Here is a 14,510-nt window from a genome sequence, read left to right as displayed (position 1 = left end):
GGTGCGCGCGCCGGGGACCGTTCTCGTTTTCCGGGCCGTCCGTCCGGGGCGGGGAGTCGTGCTGAGGCGTGCGGAGTCTTGCGGAGGGGGTGGTCGAGACCACTTGTCGTCGCGGTGGTCCGGCCCTAACCTCTCGCGTGTTGTGCACTGCGAAACGCTCGTTGCGTATGTTGCAACACGCTTGGAGGGGAACCGCCGTGAAGCTTCCTGCCCGCATCGCCGTAGCCACCGCCCTCGTCACCCTCGCCGCCTGCGCCCCCCAGACCTCCGGCGGCCCCGCCGCCACCGACGACAAGACCGGCACCCTGCGCGTCTGGCTCTTCCGGGAGGTCGCCAACAAGCCCAAGGAACAGGTCGTCGACCGGGTCGTCGCCGCCTTCGAGCAGCGGCACCCGGGCACCGAAGTGGAGGTCGAGTACATCCCCGTCGACAGCCGCGCCCAGCGCGTCAAGGCCGCCTTCAACGACCCCGCCTCCGCGCCCGACCTCGTCGAGTACGGCAACACCGACACCGCCGGATACGTCAAGGACGGCGGACTCGCCGACGTCACCGCCGAGTTCGCCGCCTGGCCCGAGGCCCGGGACACCGACCCCACCGCCCGGGCCTCCGTCACCGTCGGCGGAAAGGTCTACGGCGCCCCGTTCTTCGTCGGCGTCCGCGCCCTCTACTACCGCACCGACGTCTTCCGGGAGCTCGGCCTCGCCGCACCCAAGACCCAGGACGAGCTGATCGCGACCGCGAAGAAGGTCCGCAAGGCCCGGCCCGAGCTGTACGGACTCGCCGTCGGCGGCGCGTACACCTACGGCGCCATGCCCTTCATCTGGGCCCACGGCGGCGAACTCGCCACCGTCGAAGGGAACTCGTACCGGTCGGCGATCAACAGCGAGGCCGCCCGCAAGGGCATCACCGCCTACACCTCCCTCTTCGGCGACGACAACTGCCCGGCCGCCAAGTGCGCCCAGATGGGCGGCAACGCCACCGTCACCGCCTTCGCCTCCGGCAAGGCGGCCATGGCCATCGGCGGAGACTTCAGCCACGCGGCCGTCGAGGCCGGCGCGGTCAGGGGCAGGTACGCGGTCGTGCCGCTGCCCGGCACCACGCCCGGATCCATCGCCCCCGCCTTCGCCGGCGGCAACAACATCGGCGTCCTGAGGAGCACCACCCACCGCACCCTCGCCGTCGACCTCATGAAGTCCCTCGCCGGCAAGGACACCCAGGCCCGCCTCTTCGACGCGCTCGGCTTCCTGCCCACGTACACCGACGTGCGCCGGCGGGCCGCCGAGAAGCAGCCGTTCGTGAAGCCGTTCATCGACTCCCTCGGCGCCGACGCCAGGTTCGTCCCCGCCTCGGCGGCCTGGGGCCGGATCGACGCCTCGCTCGTGCTGCCGACGATGTTCCAGGAGGTCGTCAGCGGCCGAAAGGACGTCAGGGCCGCGTCGGACGAGGCCGCGGAGAAGATGGACGCGGCCTTCGCGGCGGCGGGCTGAGGCGTACGAGATGACCCTCACGGCACCCCGTACGGAGGGACCCGCCCCCACGCGGCCCCCGCGCCACGCACCACGGCGGACCGCCCGCCGCACCGGCTCCGCCCGGACGCCCTGGCTCTACCTGCTCCCCGCCCTCGCCGTCCTCGGCGGGCTCCTCGTCTACCCCCTCTACCAACTCGGCCTGATCTCCTTCCTGGAGTACACCCAGGCCCAGGTCAGCGGCGGCCGGCCCACCTCCTTCCGGGGCCTCGGCAACTACACGGCCCTCTTCTCCGACCCCCAGTTCCGGCAGGTCCTCCTCGCCACCGTCCTCTTCGCCGCCGCCTGCGTCGTCGCCACCCTCGCCGTCGGCTGCGCCCTCGCCGTCCTCCTCACCCGCGTCCGCGCCCTGCCCCGGCTCGCCCTGATGCTCGCCGCGCTCGGCGCCTGGGCCACCCCCGCCGTCACCGGATCCACGGTCTGGGTCTTCCTCTTCGACCCCGACCACGGCCCGGTCAACCGGATCCTCGGCCTCGGCGACTTCTCGTGGACGTACGGGCGCTACAGCGCCTTCGCGCTGGTCCTCATGGAGGTCGTCTGGTGCTCGTTCCCGTTCGTGATGGTCACCGTCTACGCGGGCATCAGGGCCGTCCCGGCCGAGGTCCTGGAGGCCGCCGCCCTCGACGGCGCGTCCCCGTGGCGCACCTGGCGCTCCGTCACGGCGCCGATGCTCCGGCCGATCCTGCTCGTCGTCACGATCCAGTCGGTCATCTGGGACTTCAAGATCTTCACCCAGATCTACGTGATGACGGGAGGCGGCGGCATCGCCGGCCAGAACCTCATCCTCAACGTGTACGCCTACCAGACGGCCTTCGCCTCGTCCGAGTACGGCCTCGGCTCCGCCATCGGCGTCGTGATGCTGCTGATCCTGCTGGCCGTGACCCTGGTCCACCTCCGGCTGATGCGCCGCCAGGGAGAGGAACCGTGAGCCCCGTGACTGCCCTCCGTGTCCCGCGAGTCCGCAGGCCCGGGCGGCTCGCCGCCGACGCCGCGGCCCTGCTCGTCGCCGCCGCGGTCGCCTTCCCGCTGTACTGGATGGTCCTCTCCGCCCTCAGACCGGCCGGCGAGATCCAGTCGGTCCGGCCCCGGCCCTGGACCCTGTCCCCGTCCCTCGACTCCTTCCGCCGGGTCTTCGAACAGCAGGACTTCGGCCGCTACTTCCTCAACTCGCTGATCGTCGCCGGCACGGTGGTCCTCGCCTCCGCCGTCATCGCCTTCCTCGCGGCGACCGCCGTCACCCGGTTCCGCTTCCGCTTCCGGACCACCCTGCTCGTGATGTTCCTGGTCGCGCAGATGGTCCCCGTCGAGGCCCTGGCCATCCCGCTGTTCTTCCTCATGCGCGACCTCGGACAGCTCAACACCCTGGGCTCGCTGGTCCTCCCGCACCTCGCCTTCTCGCTGCCCTTCGCCGTCTGGATGCTGCGGGGCTTCGTGAAGGCGGTCCCGGAGGCGCTGGAGGAACAGGCGATGATCGACGGCGCGAGCCGCACCCGCTTCCTGTGGCAGATCCTCTTCCCGCTGGTCCTCCCCGGGCTCGTCGCGACGAGCGTCTTCTCCTTCATCTCGACCTGGAACGACTTCCTCTTCGCGAAGTCCTTCATCATCAGCGACACCTCGCGGTCGACCCTGCCGATGGCACTGCTCGTCTTCTTCAAGCCCGACGAGAACGACTGGGGAGGCATCATGGCCGGCTCGACCGTGATGACGGTCCCGGTGCTCGTCTTCTTCGTACTCGTACAGCGCCGCCTGGTCTCGGGACTCGGCGGGGCGGTGAAGGACTGACCCGATGCTTTCCGAACTGGACCTGATTCCCGCACCGCTCGCCGCGGACGTCCGCGCAGGCGCACCCGGCTGCTTCTCCCTCGACGAGCGCACCACCATCGACGCCGGGCCCGGCACCCACGACACCGCCCGCTGGCTGCGGGCGACGCTCGGCGCCGCGACCGGCCTGCCGCTCGCCGACGGCTCCGGCCCGCACGCGATCCGGCTGCGGATCAGCGCGGACGTGGCACGGGAACACGGCCCCGAGGGCTATCTGCTGTCCACCGACGGCTCCGTCGCCGACGTGGCGGTCGCCGTCGAGGGCGGCGGCCCCGCCGGGGTGTTCTGGGCGGCCCAGACCCTCCGGCAGCTCCTCGGGCCCGACGCCCACCGCAAGGCGCGCCTGGTGCGCGGCGAGCGCGACTGGGACCTGCCCGTGGTCACCGTCACGGACGCGCCCCGCTTCCCCTGGCGCGGCCTCATGCTCGACGTCGCCCGCCACTTCATGCCCAAGGACGACGTCCTGCGCCAACTCGACCTGATGGCCGCGCACAAACTGAACGTGCTGCACCTGCACCTCACCGACGACCAGGGCTGGCGCGTCGAGATCAGACGGCACCCGCGGCTCACCGAGGTCGGGGCCTGGCGGGCGCGGACCAAGTGGGGGCACCGGGCGTCGCCGCTGTGGAACGAGACGCCGCACGGCGGCCACTACACGCAGGACGACATCCGCGAGATCGTCGGCTACGCCGCCGACCGGCATATCTCGGTCGTCCCCGAGATCGACGTGCCGGGCCACTCGCAGGCCGCCATCGCCGCGTATCCCGAACTCGGCAACACCGACGTCATCGACACCACCGCCCTCTCCGTCTGGGACACCTGGGGAGTCAGTCCGAACGTACTCGCCCCCACCGACAACGTCCTCCGCTTCTACGAGGGCGTGCTCGAAGAGGTCCTCGAACTGTTCCCGGCGGACACCTCGCCCTTCGTCCACATCGGCGGCGACGAGTGCCCCAAGGACCAGTGGAAGGCCTCGCCCGCCGCCCAGGCCCGGACCAAGGAGCTGGGCGTCGGCGACGAGGACGGTCTCCAGTCCTGGTTCGTCCGGCACTTCGACCGCTGGCTCGCCGAGCGCGGCCGCCGGCTCATCGGCTGGGACGAGATCCTGGAGGGCGGACTCGCACCCGGCGCCGCCGTGTCCTCCTGGCGCGGCTACGCGGGAGGTATCGCCGCCGCCGAGGCCGGCCACGACGTGGTGATGTGCCCCGAGCAGCACGTCTACCTGGACCACCGTCAGGCGCCCGGCGACGACGAGCCGATGCCCATCGGTCACGTGCGGACGCTCGCGGACGTCTACCGCTTCGAGCCCGTTCCGCCCGGCCTGTCCGCGGCGGCGGCGGCCCACGTCATGGGCACCCAGGCCAACGTGTGGACCGAGGTGATGGAGAACCGGGCCCGCGTCGACTACCAGACACATCCCCGCCTCGCCGCCTTCGCCGAGGTCGCCTGGTCCCGGCTTCCCGCCCCCGACGCACGGGATCTCGCCGACTTCGAGCGCCGCATGACCGCCCACTACCGGCGTCTCGACGCCCTCGGCGTCGACTACCGGCCGCCCTCCGGCCCCCACCCCTGGCAGCGCCGCCCCGGCGTCCTCGGCCGTCCCCTCGAGGGGGCGCCCCCGAACGTGTGACGGCACCTATCGCCCCGGTGTCACCCAAGAGCGGCAAAACGGAAGTCCCGGTCCCCGGCGGGGCGTCCCGGCATCCTGGACGGAACCGTCCTTCGCGGACCCTCGCGACGTACGGCTCGGAAGATGTGCCAGAGTTGCCACGTCCGGGCTGTGAGCACGTACGGTACGCCCACACAGGCGTGACACAGGCGTGACAGCCGGGGACGGTCGGGGATCACCGGGACACCGGGAAGGGGCAGCGGGTTGACCACGCACGCACCACAGACGGCATCACGGGCGGCGCGAGCCGTGACGCTGCCCGCCTCGCTCGACGAGGCCGTGGCGGCGCTCACGGCCATGCCGGCCGCCGTTCCCGTGGCCGGCGGCACCGACCTGATGGCCGCCGTCAACCGCGGGCAGCTGCGACCCGCCGGACTCGTCGGACTCGGCCGGATCAACGAGATCCGCGGCTGGCAGTACCAGGACGGCCACGCCCTGCTCGGCGCGGGCCTCACCCACGCCCGGATGGGCCGCCCCGACTTCGCGGCCCTCATCCCGGCCCTGGCCGCCGCCTCGCGCGTCGCGGGCCCGCCGCAGATCCGCAACGCCGGCACCCTCGGCGGCAACATCGTCTCCGCCGCGCCCACCGGCGACTCCCTGCCGGTGCTCGCCGCCCTGGAGGCCGACCTGGTCGTCGTCGGCCCGCTCGGCACCCGCGAGCTGCCCGTCGGCCACCTCCTGGCCGGCCGCGACATGCTGGCGCCCGGCGAGCTCGTCGCCTTCGTGCGCGTCCCGCTGCTGCACGCCCCGCAGGTCTTCCTCAAGGCCACCGGCCGCACCGGCCCGGCCCGCGCCACCGCCTCCGTCGCCGTCGTCCTCGACCCGGCGCGCCGCGGGGTGCGCTGCGCGGTCGGCGCGATCGCGCCGATGCCGCTGCGGCCCCTGGAGGCGGAGCAGTGGATCGCCTCGCTGGTGGACTGGGACGCGGAGCGGGGACTGGCGCCGGAGGCGCTGACGGCGTTCGGCGAGTACGTCGCCGCCGCGTGCATCCCGGACCCGGAGGGCGACGAGCCGTTGCCGCCCGCCGTACTGCACCTGCGGCGCACGGTCGCCGCGCTGTCCCGACGGGCACTGGGGAGGGCGCTGTCGTGAGCGACGAGACACAGGGGAACCACGCGGGCTCCGGCCACCACGGAGGCCACGGGACGGGCGGCTGGGAGCCGATCCCGCAGAGCGAGGGCTACGACGGCGACGCCACGGCCTTCGTGCAGCTGCCGCCCGACTTCATGCTGGACGGCATCCCGCTGGAGGCGCCGGGCCACGGCTACGTGCCGCCGATGATCGTCCCGCTGACGCCCCTGACGACGGCGGACCCGACGGCGACGGGCAGCTGGCCGGTGCCGCCGCCGGTGGCGGCGGAGCACGTGCAGGAACATGGACGGGAGCACGTGCAGGGCTCCGTGCGGCAACCCTTGCAGGAGCACGGACAGGAGCACGGGCAGGGGAACGGACAGGGCCACCTTCAGGGGCTCGTAGGGGAGCACGGCCAGGAGTACGCGCACGAGTACGCGCCGGAGGGCGGATTCGAGGCGCCCGGGGGCGGGGCGGCTCTGGGCGGGGCGCCCGGATACGAGCCCGCGCCCGCGTATGAGCCTGCGCCCGCGTACGAGCCCGCGGCCGGGTCGACCGGGCAGTGGAGCATCCCGACGGTCGACGACGGCGCGGACGGGCTCGACGACTCGGGCGAGTACACGGCGTCCCGGCTCGCGCAGTACGCGAGCAGCGCGCCCGCGACCCTGCCGGGCGGCGCGCCGGCGCCGTGGGCCGTGACGGAGCCGGAGCCGGGGCCGGAGCCGGTCATGGAAGCGGAGCCGGTCGCGGTGCCGGAGCCGGTCGCGGAGGTGGCGGCGGTCGCGGAGGCGGCGGCGGAGCCCGAATCCGTACCCGCGCCCGCGCCCGTACCCGTACCCGTACCGGAACCTGTGGACGGGGAGCCGCAGCCGGGGCAGGAGGCGGGCGACGCGGCCCACGCAGGGGAGACCGTCGGCGCCGGCGGCGCGGAGGCCGCCGAAAGCGCGGACAGCGCCGACAGCGCGCGCGGCGCGGAGGGCGCGGACAGCGCCGACCGTGCGGACAGCACCGACCGTGCGGACATCGGCGACATCCAGGACGCCCGGAGCATCTGGGACAGCCGCGACAGCGACGAGCACCCCACCACCGCCTACACGCTGCGCGTGAACGGCGTCGACCGGCCCGTCACCGACTCCTGGATCGGCGAGTCGCTGCTCTACGTGCTGCGCGAGCGGCTCGGGCTCGCCGGGGCCAAGGACGGCTGCTCGCAGGGCGAGTGCGGCGCGTGCAACGTGCAGGTCGACGGCCGGCTCGTCGCCTCGTGCCTGGTCCCGGCGGCGACGGCGGCCGGTTCCGAGGTCCGGACGGTCGAGGGGCTGGCCGTGGACGGCGAGCCGTCCGACGTGCAGCGGGCGCTGGCGAAGTGCGGGGTGCAGTGCGGCTTCTGCATCCCGGGCATGGCCATGACCGTGCACGACCTCCTCGAGGGCAACCACGCGCCGACCGAGCTGGAGACCCGGCAGGCGCTGTGCGGCAACCTCTGCCGCTGCTCGGGCTACCGCGGCGTCCTCGACGCCGTGAACGAGATCGTCGCGGGGCGTGAGGCGGCGGCGGAGTCCGCGCCGTCGGCGTCGCCCTCGGACGAGACCGCCGCCCGTATCCCGCACCAGATTCCCCACCCGCACGACGGAGGCACGGCGTGAGCAGCGACCCGACGACCACGGAGCCCGAGGGCCTCGGCCTGGGTCTCGGCGTCTCGCTCCCGCAGGCCGACGCGCGGGCGAAGACCGAGGGCACCTTCCCGTACGCCTCCGACCTGTGGGCCGAGGGCCTGCTGTGGGCGGCGATCCTGCGCTCGCCGCACCCGCACGCCCGGATCGTGTCGATCGACACGTCGGCGGCGGCCGAGATGCCCGGGGTGCGGGCCGTGGTCACCCACGCCGACGTGCCGGGCGCCGCCACGTACGGCCGGCAGGTCGCCGACCGCCCGGTCTTCGCCTCCGACCTCGTCCGCCACCACGGCGAGGCGATCGCCGCCGTGGCCGCGGACCACCCGGACACGGCGCGGCTCGCGGCCGCCGCCATCGCGGTCGAGTACGAGGTCCTCGACCCGGTCACCGACCCCGAGAAGGCTTTCTCCGCCGCGCCGCTGCACCCCGACGGCAACCTCATCCGGCACATCCCGCTGCGCTTCGGGGACCCCGAGGTGACCGGCGAGGTGGTCGTGGAGGGCCTGTACCGGATCGGCCGGCAGGACACCGCGCCGATCGGCGCCGAGGCCGCGCTGGCCGTGCCCCGCCCGGACGGCGGCGTCGAGATCTACACGGCGTCGACCGACCCGCACACCGACCGCGACCTGGCCGCCGCCTGCTTCGGGCTGCCGCCCGAGCAGGTCAAGGTGGTCGTGACCGGCGTGCCCGGCGCCACCGGCGACCGAGAGGACCCGGGCTTCCAGATCCCGCTGGGCCTGCTCGCGCTCCGTACCGGCTGCCCGGTCAAGCTCGCCGCGACCCGCGAGGAGTCCTTCCTCGGCCACGCCCACCGCCACCCCACCCTGCTGCGCTACCGCCACCACGCGGACGCCGAGGGGCGGCTGGTGAAGGTCGAGGCGCAGATCCTGCTGGACGCCGGTGCGTACGCGGACTCCTCGTCCGAGTCGCTGGCGGCGGCCGTCTCCTTCGCCTGCGGGCCGTACGTCGTCCCGCACGCCTTCGTCGAGGGCTGGGCGATGCGCACCAACAACCCGCCGTCCGGCCACGTGCGGGGCGAGGGCGCGATGCAGGTGTGCGCGGCGTACGAGGCGCAGATGGACAAGCTCGCCGGGAAACTGGGCATGGACCCGGCGGAGCTGCGGATGCGCAACGTCCTGGCGACCGGCGACATCCTGCCGACGGGCCAGACCGTGACCTGCCCCGCACCCGTCGCCGAACTCCTGGCGGCCGTCAGGGACTTCCCGCTCCCCGCCCTCCCTATGGACTCGCCGGAGGAGGACTGGCTGCTGCCCGGCGGCCCGGACGGCGCGGGCGAGCCGGGCGCGGTGCGGCGCGGCGTCGGCTACGCGATCGGCATGGTGCACATGCTGGGCGCCGAGGGCACGGACGAGGTGTCGACGGCGACGGTACGGGTCCAGGACGGCGTGGCCACGGTCATCTGCGCGGCCGTGGACACGGGTTCGGGCTTCACGACGCTCGCCCGCCAGATCGTGCAGGAGACCCTGGGCGTGGACGAGGTCCACGTCGCCCCGGTCGACACCGACCAGCCGCCGGCCGGCCCGGCCACCCACGGCCGCCACACCTGGGTCTCGGGCGGCGCGGTCGAGCGCGCGGCGAAGATGGTCCGCACCCAGCTCCTCCAGCCCCTGGCCCACAAGTTCGGCATGTCGACCGAGCTGCTCCAGATCACCGACGGCAAGATCACCTCGTACGACGGCGTCCTCTCGACGACGGTCGCCGAGGCGATGGACGGCAAGGAACTCTGGGCCACCGCCCAGTGCCGCCCCCACCCGACCGAACCGCTGGACGAGTCCGGCCAGGGCGACGCCTTCGTCGGCCTCGCCTTCTGCGCGATCCGCGCGGTCGTGGACGTCGACGTGGAGCTGGGCGCGATCCGGGTCGTGGAGATGGCCGTCGCCCAGGACGTCGGCCGCGTCCTCAACCCGGCCCAGCTGGCCACCCGCATCGAGGCGGGCGTCACCCAGGGCGTCGGCGCGGCCCTCACCGAGAACCTCCGCACCTCCCGCGGCCTGGTCCGCCGCCCCGACCTGACGGGCTACGCCCTGCCGACGTCCCTGGACGCCCCCGACATCCGCATCGTGAAACTCGTCGAGGAACGCGACGTCGTCGCCCCCTTCGGCGCCAAACCCGCCAGCGCGGTCCCCGTGGTGACCTCCCCGGCCGCCATCGCCTCCGCCGTCCGCGCGGCCACGGGCCGCCCGGTCAACCGCCTCCCGATCCGCCCACAGGCGGCGGTGGTGGTCGCCTGACGGCCCCCGCCGCCCCGGGGGCCCCGCAACCTGTGGATGTGTTTCGCACGTCGTCCTCGCTACAGTGAACTTCTGGGCAGAATCCAGGAGTTGCGGCGCACGGGGGAGGAGTGCCAGACATGGAGGCCTACGTGGACGGGGCGGGCACCGGCTACGCCCTGGGCGGCATGAGCAGGGAGGCCCTGCTCTACAACTCCGAGTCGATGACGGAGTTCAAGAAGGGGGTCGACGGACTGATCGCCGATCTCCTGGCCTCACCGGCCGCACCGAAGAACATGAACGCGGACCAGGTGGTCCGTGGCCAGTTCGGCGGGGGAGGGGCCGCGTGGACCGAGGCGAACGAGATCTTCACGTCGTACAAGAGCGTGCTCGCCGAGCTGATCAGGCTCTCCGCCCTGCTGTCCGACTGCCTTGAAGGCCTGGGCATCGCCGTCGGCATCGCCAGGAACGGCATGGAAGAGACCGACGAGGACATCCGGGCCAAGATGCTCGACATCAGCAAGCGGACGACGGAGGCCAAGACCCAGGCCGACCAGAAGGCCGGTTACGACACGACGCCGTCCGGCAAGCCGGACGCCACGGGAGCACCGGGCACGGACTCCCCGCGGCAGCCCGCACCGGCCCCGGCCGAGCCACAGCGCACGGAGACCGCCGACGGCGGCGCCGCAGGCCTCGGCTAGCGGCCACAGGACACGGGGAAGGGGTGACTCTCGATGGAGCAGAACGACAACGTCGGGGGCGGCAGGGGGACCGACTTCCGCTCCATGTCGCACCAGCAGATGCTGAACTGGCTCGACGAGGCCAGCAGCTTCTACGTACGCAACGCCGGCGACCGTCTGACGGACGCGGCGACGAAGATGACGCAGATCGCGAACGAACTGCAGAAGCGGCCCGGCCGTGTGGAGTGGGACAGCAAGGCAGAGCAGGCGTTCAAGGAATGGACCGCCAGCCTGGCGAGCACGACCCACAGCCTCGCCGACTACAGCAGGAACTCGGCGAAGTGGCTGACCGAGGCCGCCAACGCCATCGCCGCCGCCCAGAGCTCCATCCCGCGCTACACCTCGAACGCGCAGGCCAAGGAGAACCTGGAGGCGGCGCAGAAGTACCACAACGACCCCGACTCCCAGACGATCGCACGCAACGCCCGCAACCAGATGGCCCCGGAGGGCGCCGACGCGGCGGCGATCAAGGCGAAGGAGGAGGCGAACCGGCAGAACGCGGCGGCGGAGATGGAACGGCTCTCGGCTACGTACCAGTGGTCGAGCCAGCAGATGACGAGCTTTCAGATGCCGTCGTTCCAGCCGCCGCCGGACACGTTCGTTCCGAAGTCCGCCGACACCCGCGACGATTCCTCCTACATCGGATCCACGTCCCGGAGCGACAGCCGCTCCACCGGAACCGACACGGGCACGACCACGCGGCAGGCGCAGCCGGACACCCGCTCGCTTCCCGACGCACGAGTGGTTCCGCCGTCGCGTGACACCACCGGGCCGACGCAGGTCGTCCGGCCCGAGCTGCCTGTCGATCTGGGCATCGACAGCGTGAACACGCTGCCTCCGCCCACGACCGGCACACCGCCGACCACGGGCGGGCAGCCGCCGCTGCCCCGGCCGGACACCGGCGTGACACCGCCGTTCACCGTCCCTCCGGGGCCGACTCCCGCGCCGCCCCCGCTGGGCAAGTCCGGCCCCGGGACGCTCCCTCCGCTCAACGGCACCCGCACCCCGCTGGGCCCCGGCGGCAAGGCGGCCTGGGGCCCCACCGGCCAGCTGCCGGCGATGCCCCGTGAGGGCATCACCGGCGGTCGTCAGGTCCCCGGCAACCCGGTGGGCCGGCCCACCACCGGCATCCCGCGCGGCACGGTGATCGGGCAGGAGCCCACGGGCCGTACCGGCAACGGCCTCGGTCGCGCCCCCATGGCCGGCCCCGGCCTGGGTCATCCGGCCGGCGGTGCGGGCGGCGGGCAGAGCGGCATCACCGGTGGCCGTCGTCTCGCCTCCGAGCCCGGCGGAGTCGTCGGCGGCCGGGCGCAGCGGCCCGGGACTGCCGCCGCCAGGAGCCCCTTCACCCCCGGCGGTTCGGGACTCGTCCGCGACGGCGCGCAGAACACCGGGCCGGTGGGCCGCGGCGGCTCCGTACCGGCTGCGGAGCGACAGGAGGAGGAGCGGGGCAAGCGTCCCGACTACCTTGTCGAGGACGAAGAGACCTGGCAGCAGGGCGGACGTCGTACGACGCCGCCCGTCATCGACTGATCGGCGCGAGGGAGCAGATGCGTACCAGCGGTATTCGACGGAGCTGGATCCGGAACATTGCCTCGGCCGGCCTGAGCATGCTGCTGGTGGGCATCGCTTCCGTTCCCGCCCACGCGGAATCGATCCGTGCTCAGCAGTGGCAGCTCGACATCATGCACGCGGACGAGATCTGGCAGATCAGCAAGGGGGAGGGTGTCACGGTCGCGGTGATCGACTCCGGCGTCGACAGGAACAATCCCGACCTCAGGGGCCAGGTGCTCGACGGGAAGGACTTCGCGACCGATCGACCGGGCGACGAGTTCACGGACTACACCGGACATGGGACCGGCATGGCCGGCCTCATCGCGGGGACCGGGGCGCGCGAGGGCGGCAACGGAGCCTTCGGACTGGCGCCCCGGGCCCGCATCCTGCCGGTCCGGATCACAGGGCTCGACGAAGGCGCGCTCAGCCAGAAGGACGGCGACGAGCAGTTCAACCGGAACGTGCCCCCGGCGATCCGGTACGCCGCCGACTCCGGGGCCAGAGTCATCAACATCTCTCTGGGTGTCGGCACCGGTTCGCAACACCTCGCAGACGCCGTGAAGTACGCGCACGACAAGGGGGCGCTGGTCTTCGCCGCTGTGGGCAACAGCGGCGACGGACCGAACAAGCCGGAGTACCCCGGGGCGACCCCCGGCGTCGTCGGGGTCGGAGCGATCGACCAGAAGCTGACCCGGGTGAAGAACTCGCAGTACGGCCCCCAGGTCGACCTCGTCGCCCCCGGCAAGGACACCGTGCACGCCTGCGGCGGCGGCACCGGCCTGTGCAAGTCGACCGGCACCAGCGACGCCACCGCCCTCGCGTCCGCCGCCGCGGCCCTCATCTGGGCCGAGCATCCCGACTGGACCAACAACCAGGTCCTCAAGGTCATGCTCAACACCATCGCCGCTCCCAACGACGGCGCGGGCCGCAACGACTACATCGGCTACGGCGCCATCCGTCCGCTCCGAGCCCTGAAGACCCCCGGCGACCCCGGCCCCGCCGACGTACGACCGATCCCCGACCTGCCGTCGCAACCGACCACCTCCGCCACGCCGTCGGCCGCGCCGTCAGCGACGACCGACTCCGGTCCTGCTCCGGCTCCGCAGGCGGCGGCCAAGGACGGTGACGGCAACACCGGCCTCTGGATCGGCCTCGGCGTCGGGGCCGCGGTTCTGCTCGGGGCGGCTGTCATCGTGCCGTTGGCGAGGGCACGGCGACGCTGACCGTCAGCGACCTGACGGACTCGCCGTTGCCGAGCATTCTTGAGGAAGAACTGACCAAGTACGCGAAGGACAGCCGCGGGCACGTCCGGGACGATTCCCTTCGCGATCCGTACGACGAGAAGAAGGACAGCAAGGTCACATGAAGTCTTCCTCGGCCGGTGGATCGGCTGCCGCCCTGGGACTCGTGCTCGTCGCGCTCGCCGGTTGCTCCGGCGGTGCGAGCGACGGTACGGCGGTCGAAGGGCGGCCGGTGGAGCAGGTGTGCGGAGGGTTCGCGAAGGGGACGGAGGCGCGGGCCGCGTTGGCGGCGGTGGTCGGCGGCAACACGCTCGTGGAGGACCGGTACGAGCCGGACGCGACGTTGAAGGCGTTGCGAGAGGCCGACGGAAAGCTGACGACCGGCGAATTGGCCAACGGCACGCTGTACTGCAAGGTGCGGAAGGCCGGGGACGAGGAACCTGCGATCACCATCGACTTCCGGGAGGCGCTCGTCGTTCCCGGCGGTCGCGGCGACGCAACCTTCCAGGCCTTCCGGACGGGCAGCGAGGCCCAGGCCTCGGACCGCTTCGCGAAGATCCTCTTCCACTGCGGTGAGGCGCGAGCCTCCAAGGGCACGGGGGACCGCATCGTCGCCGCCGAGCTGGAGCGGTCGAACAAGCTCGACCTGCGCAAGGAGGACCTGGTCGTCCACGAGGTCACCGTCCTGAACGCCGCCGCCCGAGCGGTTGCCGACCGGCTGGGCTGCACGGACACCGACCTGGTCGACGGCGTGCCGTCGCCTCTCGCTGCGCCGTGACGCTGCAGCCCTCCGCTACCCCCGCTCGACGACTACACCTCGCCCACTCCGACGCCCGCCCTCACGCCCTCCGCCGCCGCAGCGGGGGTGGGGGCACGCCGGTCGGGAGTCGGCGACTTGACGGAGTCGTCTCACCCCAATGGGTGGTGTGCGCTCGCGGCGGTGGCAGCGCGTGGTTCAGGGGGCATGTCCGGTGGCCGGACCGGTGT

General features: G+C 72.9%; 11 protein-coding genes. All 11 read left to right on the top strand.

Features of this window, described 5'->3' with window-relative positions:
• Positions 1-197 precede the first annotated feature (197 nt).
• Positions 198-1,487, top strand: a complete 1,290-nt coding sequence (locus ACFWJO_RS10475; RefSeq protein WP_386864311.1) for an extracellular solute-binding protein — start codon at positions 198-200, stop codon at positions 1,485-1,487.
• Between the two features lie 10 nt (positions 1,488-1,497).
• A complete protein-coding gene (locus ACFWJO_RS10470) occupies positions 1,498-2,454 on the top strand; it encodes a carbohydrate ABC transporter permease (RefSeq protein ID WP_386864310.1) in 957 nt (318 codons plus the stop codon).
• A 5-nt stretch (positions 2,455-2,459) separates the two neighbouring features.
• Positions 2,460-3,308, top strand: a complete 849-nt coding sequence (locus tag ACFWJO_RS10465; RefSeq protein ID WP_386864309.1) for a carbohydrate ABC transporter permease — start codon at positions 2,460-2,462, stop codon at positions 3,306-3,308.
• Positions 3,309-3,312: 4 nt separating this feature from the next.
• A complete protein-coding gene (locus ACFWJO_RS10460; protein ID WP_386864308.1) occupies positions 3,313-4,977 on the top strand; it encodes a beta-N-acetylhexosaminidase in 1,665 nt (554 codons plus the stop codon).
• Positions 4,978-5,220: 243 nt separating this feature from the next.
• Positions 5,221-6,108, top strand: a complete 888-nt coding sequence (locus ACFWJO_RS10455) for an FAD binding domain-containing protein (protein WP_384408946.1) — start codon at positions 5,221-5,223, stop codon at positions 6,106-6,108.
• Positions 6,105-7,730: a (2Fe-2S)-binding protein gene (locus tag ACFWJO_RS10450; protein ID WP_386864307.1), complete on the top strand. Its 1,626-nt coding sequence runs from the start codon at positions 6,105-6,107 to the stop codon at positions 7,728-7,730. Before ACFWJO_RS10455 ends, ACFWJO_RS10450 begins: the two co-directional genes overlap by 4 nt.
• On the top strand, positions 7,727-10,009 hold the full coding sequence (locus ACFWJO_RS10445; protein WP_386864306.1) for a molybdopterin cofactor-binding domain-containing protein: 2,283 nt from the start codon (positions 7,727-7,729) through the stop codon (positions 10,007-10,009). Before ACFWJO_RS10450 ends, ACFWJO_RS10445 begins: the two co-directional genes overlap by 4 nt.
• 119 nt (positions 10,010-10,128) lie before the next feature.
• Positions 10,129-10,689: a hypothetical protein gene (locus ACFWJO_RS10440; RefSeq protein WP_386864305.1), complete on the top strand. Its 561-nt coding sequence runs from the start codon at positions 10,129-10,131 to the stop codon at positions 10,687-10,689.
• A gap of 33 nt (positions 10,690-10,722) precedes the next feature.
• On the top strand, positions 10,723-12,261 hold the full coding sequence (locus ACFWJO_RS10435; protein ID WP_386864304.1) for a hypothetical protein: 1,539 nt from the start codon (positions 10,723-10,725) through the stop codon (positions 12,259-12,261).
• 77 nt (positions 12,262-12,338) lie between these two features.
• The gene (gene mycP / locus ACFWJO_RS10430; RefSeq protein WP_386864359.1) at positions 12,339-13,505 is read left to right on the top strand and encodes a type VII secretion-associated serine protease mycosin; all 1,167 of its coding nucleotides are present in this window, start codon (positions 12,339-12,341) and stop codon (positions 13,503-13,505) included.
• Positions 13,506-13,644: 139 nt separating this feature from the next.
• Entirely contained in the window at positions 13,645-14,301 is a 657-nt protein-coding gene (locus ACFWJO_RS10425) for a hypothetical protein (RefSeq protein ID WP_386864303.1), read from the top strand.
• Positions 14,302-14,510 lie beyond the last annotated feature (209 nt).

The organism is Streptomyces sp. NPDC127092, from assembly GCF_042722475.1.
In the GTDB taxonomy this organism is placed as follows: domain Bacteria; phylum Actinomycetota; class Actinomycetes; order Streptomycetales; family Streptomycetaceae; genus Streptomyces.
This window is presented reverse-complemented; position numbering and strand designations above follow the sequence as displayed.

What these genes read in the sequence shown, in the direction of transcription:
- ACFWJO_RS10470 (WP_386864310.1), top strand. Translation starts at nt 1,498, where the DNA reads ATGACCCTCACGGCACCCCGTACGGAGGGACCCGCCCCCACGCGGCCC.
- ACFWJO_RS10460 (WP_386864308.1), top strand. Translation starts at nt 3,313, where the DNA reads ATGCTTTCCGAACTGGACCTGATTCCCGCACCGCTCGCCGCGGACGTC.
- ACFWJO_RS10440 (WP_386864305.1), top strand. Translation starts at nt 10,129, where the DNA reads ATGGAGGCCTACGTGGACGGGGCGGGCACCGGCTACGCCCTGGGCGGC.
- ACFWJO_RS10435 (WP_386864304.1), top strand. Translation starts at nt 10,723, where the DNA reads ATGGAGCAGAACGACAACGTCGGGGGCGGCAGGGGGACCGACTTCCGC.
- mycP (WP_386864359.1), top strand. Translation starts at nt 12,339, where the DNA reads ATGCTGCTGGTGGGCATCGCTTCCGTTCCCGCCCACGCGGAATCGATC.
- ACFWJO_RS10425 (WP_386864303.1), top strand. Translation starts at nt 13,645, where the DNA reads ATGAAGTCTTCCTCGGCCGGTGGATCGGCTGCCGCCCTGGGACTCGTG.